The sequence below is a fragment of the Marinomonas sp. ABL3_031 genome (assembly GCF_056161265.1).
Map to the genome: position 1 here is coordinate 1 of NZ_JBSWYU010000031.1, position 1421 is coordinate 1421.

Annotated in this window: 2 protein-coding genes; both read left to right on the forward strand. The window is 41.7% G+C overall.

What is annotated here, in order from left to right:
• Positions 1-48: 48 nt before the first annotated feature.
• A complete protein-coding gene (locus tag ACXAH2_RS17110) occupies positions 49-549 on the forward strand; it encodes a transposase (RefSeq protein ID WP_475080165.1) in 501 nt (166 codons plus the stop codon).
• Positions 549-1391, forward strand: a complete 843-nt coding sequence (locus ACXAH2_RS17115) for an IS3 family transposase (RefSeq protein WP_475080167.1) — start codon at positions 549-551, stop codon at positions 1389-1391. Before ACXAH2_RS17110 ends, ACXAH2_RS17115 begins: the two co-directional genes overlap by 1 nt.
• Positions 1392-1421: the final 30 nt, after the last annotated feature.

The following is a 1421-nucleotide window of genomic DNA, read 5'->3' on the forward strand; positions in this document are numbered from 1 at the left end:
TGAACTGACCCCCAATAGTTGGACATTCCAATTACTGGGGGTCTTTTTATGTCCAAATATCACAGAGAATTTAAACTGTCTTTAGCTAAGCTATCTCAACACCAAAGCTCAAGAGCTATTGCCCGCCAATTCGATGTAACATCGAGGCAAGTTTGTTACTGGTCTCAAGTGTATAGAGTTCATGGTGAAAACAGTTTTCAGCATAGCCAGATGCCATATCCGCAATCCTTTAAGCTCAAAGTGCTTAAAACGATGCATGAAAATGAGTGGTCTTTAACTTATACAAGTGCCTACTTCGATTTATCGTCTCCAGGAATACTATTCCAGTGGCAAAAGCACTATGCTTGCGAAGGTATAGCTCGACTTAAACCACAGAGAAAAGGCAGGCCTCGCATGACAACTCAATCTTCTGAATCTAAACCTGCGGAACAGATGACGGAAAAAGAACTGAGAGAAGAACTTGAGTACCTGCGTGCAGAAAATGCTGTGCTAAAAAAGTTGGAAGCCTTGGCTCAGGCCAAACAGGAACAAGCAAAGAAAAAGCGCTGATCGTTACTGAGCTCAAGGCTAAATATTCGTTACAGTTGCTCCTCAAAGCCACTGGACTGGCTCGAAGTGTCTATTACTACCATCGAGCTTCTACGCAGATCACTGATTCTGACAGGGATCTGAAAGAAAAGATTTACGATATCTTCCATGCCCACAAAGGGCGTTATGGATATCGTAGAGTGACCTACGCCTTAAGAAATAGTGGCATCCAAGTGAACCACAAGCGTGTTCAGCGTCTTATGGTTGCACAAGGGCTAAGATCCACAGTACGACCTAAGCGATATAAGTCTTATCGAGGTCGAGTTGGAAAAACTGCGCCCAATTTACTCAACAGAGTATTTTATGCTGATAAGCCTAATCAAAAGTGGGTGACAGACGTAACTGAGTTTAAAGTTGCTGATCAGAAGGTCTATCTATCACCAATGATCGACTTGTTTAATCAAGAAGTCGTGAGTTATGAAGTAAGGACGTCAGTCACCTTACCGCTGGTCACAGACATGTTAAAGAGTGCAATTAGAAAGCTTGGAGAAGATGAGAAGCCAATTATTCACTCAGATCAAGGTTGGCAGTATCAGAACCAAGCGTATCAGGCACAAGTTAAGACTCATGGGTTATCCCAAAGTATGTCTAGAAAAGGAAATTGCTTAGATAATGCTGTAGCTGAAAACTTCTTCGGTATTCTAAAAACAGAAATGTACCATAACGAAAAATTTAACAATGCTGATGAACTGATTGAAGCAATCAAGGAATACATCGAGTATTACAACAACGATCGAATTAAGCAGAAACTAAAAGGCCTGAGTCCGATAGAGTATCGGAATCAGGCCTTGAAAGCCGCTTAGAACAGAGTCCAACTTTATGGGGTCAGTTCA

Coding starts and splice junctions, on each gene's coding strand:
- ACXAH2_RS17110 (WP_475080165.1), top strand. CDS start 49: ATGTCCAAATATCACAGAGAATTTAAACTGTCTTTAGCTAAGCTATCT.